This is a genomic window from Mycobacterium montefiorense (assembly GCF_003112775.1).
In the GTDB taxonomy this organism is placed as follows: Bacteria; Actinomycetota; Actinomycetes; order Mycobacteriales; family Mycobacteriaceae; genus Mycobacterium; species Mycobacterium montefiorense.
Map to the genome: position 1 here is coordinate 1 of NZ_BFCH01000043.1, position 2,388 is coordinate 2,388.

The window sequence follows — 2,388 nt, forward strand, 5'->3', positions numbered from 1 at the left end:
CGCTGGGCGCCCAAGTAACCGACAGGTTCGAGACCTATCACGTCATGAACCCCCACGACGACGACGACATCGGGCCCGACCAGTACCTCGACTGGGTGATTGAAGCCGGTTATCCCATCGAGCGCGTCGATGACTTTGGGGAGTGGTTGCAGCGGCTGGAGACTCGCCTGCGTGCTTTATCGGAACCACAGCGTCGGCACTCACTGTTGGAGATGGTGCTGCAGCGTGAGTCCAATGATCTAGAGGCCCCACCGCCGTCGCGCGAACGCACACCATCGACCGACCGATTTCGTGCAGCGGTGCAACAAGCCCAAATCGGCGCCACCAACGACATCCCACACGTCTCGGCGCCGATCATCCTCAAATACATCACCAACCTGCAACTGCTCGGACTGCTTTAATGCCTCGAATCGTTACCGGCTATCCGATTAACGGTGCATTCAGAGCAAGACTTCTGCTGAACCGGGGGGTGATGGTGTGACCTGTCCCATGGTTGTGGAATCAAAAAGTCGTCGGCTCGCATTATGGGTGATGAGCGTCGGCTATTTTATGATTTTGCTTGATTCGAGCGCAGTGGTGGTCGTAATACCGACTATGCTCACAAAATTCCACATAAGCATTGCTCAGGTCGGGTGGGTTTCGAGTGGATACCTAGTCTCGTATGTTGTCTTGATTCTTCCCGGTGGACAATTAGGCGCCCGGTTCGGGCAGCGCAACATTTATCTTGCAGGGCTTTTAATATTCATATTGGCTTCAGTGGGCTGCGGTTTCTCCCATACGTTCACGGCTCTCATCGTGGCTCGTGTCATTCAAGGCGTTGGAGCTGCGTTGATGGCGCCGCAACCAATTGCGGTGGTGACGCGAATCTTTCCCGCGGAGAATCGCGGTCCCGCGATTGCATTGTGGGGAATGGTCGGGGGATTAGCCGCTTTTTGCGGTCCGATCGTTGGGGGCGGTATCGTCACTCATCTGGGGTGGGAGTGGGTCTTCCTGATCAACCTGCCGATCGGCATCATTGCATTCGCGCTAGCCGCCGCTTACGTTCCTGTTCTGCCGAATTCGTCTCACAATCTCGATATGCTGGGAACGGTCTTCAGTGGAGCCGCGATCGCGCTTGCAGTCTTCGGAATCCAAAACGGGCCGCGGTATCACTGGGCTCGCATCGCCGGCTCCCACATCACGGTGAGTGAAGTTCTCGCCGTGGGTCTGCTCTTCGCCGCTGTCTTCATCCTTCATCAGCGGAAGTACGCTACGGAACCCCTGATCGCAACGCGGATTTTCAAAGACCGGAATTTTTCTGCCGGACTTACAGCCAATACAATTGGAACGTTTGTGGTCACTTCGTTGGGCATGCCGCTGATGCTCTATGCTCAGAACGTACGGGGTATGTCGCCCGTCGGTGCCGCGCTATTATTTTTACCGCTGGCCGTTGCCGTCGTTCTGACAGCTCCAGTGGTGGGTCGACTTACGTCCAAGATGCAACCACGGATTCTCGCGATGAGTGGATTTATCGTGATGCTGACGGTGCTGACACTATTGGTAACTGAGCTCGAGCCCACAACTCCGATTTGGATAATTTGGATACTCACCACAGTTATGGGTATGGGTACTTCGTTGGCCAGCACACCTGTCGTGACCGTGACCTTACGAAATCTGCCACCAGATCTCGCCGGCACGGGTTCTGGACTGCTGAGCGCGGCGGGCTTGTTTTCTGCCGTTTTGGCCAGCGCGTCTAGGGCGTCCATCCTTGATGTCGTGCTTGGGAGTCAATCCGGGCTTAGCAGTGACGATCTCATGCTCGCGGCTGCGCGCATCCGATATGCGCACGGGATTGCGCAGTCGGCGGTATTACCCACAGTCGCCACGTTTTTCTGCGTCCTGATATGCCTAAAAATGAACGATTCTCCTGAATTACCAAGCTCTTTCCGATGGCTTCGTAGGTTTCGCGGTGGCGAGCGACATGCAAGACCAGCCGCAGTGAGCGTCGTGCATTCACCCGACGTCGTACCGGTCAGCCACAATGACGCCCAGTGACATGAATGCCTCTGAGCTCTCACTATTCTGCGCTGCGCCGCGGTTGCCGACCGCTGAGCATCTCGAGCAGCGCGCGTCGCGCAGCACTTCACGCCGGAGGATGCTAGACGGTCATGACGCCAGGATCCTGGCCACCGCAGAACACGCGCGTGCGATGCTCAGCGATGCCAGATTTAGCGCTAACCGTGCCGGCCCTTTCCCACCAGGTTGGCCACCAGTCGCTGCACCGTCGACGTCGGATACCCGGTCCGGGCGCGAATCTCGCTGAGCGTCAACTCCGGCTCAGACAGCGTGAAGGCGTCCATGATGCCGCGAATCTTCGCCAGTACCAGCAACGGCTTCATGCCCGCGGAC

The 2,388-nt window shown here is 57.3% G+C and carries 3 protein-coding genes; 2 read left to right on the top strand and 1 reads right to left on the bottom strand.

Annotated features, from left to right (window positions below; translation table 11 throughout):
* Together DB708_RS27375 and DB708_RS25815 are read left to right on the top strand one after the other, a co-directional pair.
* A partial coding sequence (locus tag DB708_RS27375) for a hypothetical protein (RefSeq protein ID WP_165839927.1) occupies positions 1-401 on the top strand: 401 nt, incomplete at its 5' end.
* A gap of 130 nt (positions 402-531) precedes the next feature.
* Positions 532-2,034, top strand: coding sequence for a DHA2 family efflux MFS transporter permease subunit (locus DB708_RS25815; RefSeq protein WP_165839928.1), 1,503 nt, complete (start codon positions 532-534; stop codon positions 2,032-2,034).
* Between the two features lie 179 nt (positions 2,035-2,213).
* Here the strand turns inward: DB708_RS25815 and DB708_RS25820 are convergent, their stop codons facing one another.
* Positions 2,214-2,378, bottom strand: a complete 165-nt coding sequence (locus DB708_RS25820) for a helix-turn-helix domain-containing protein (protein ID WP_108926314.1) — start codon at positions 2,376-2,378, stop codon at positions 2,214-2,216.
* Positions 2,379-2,388 lie beyond the last annotated feature (10 nt).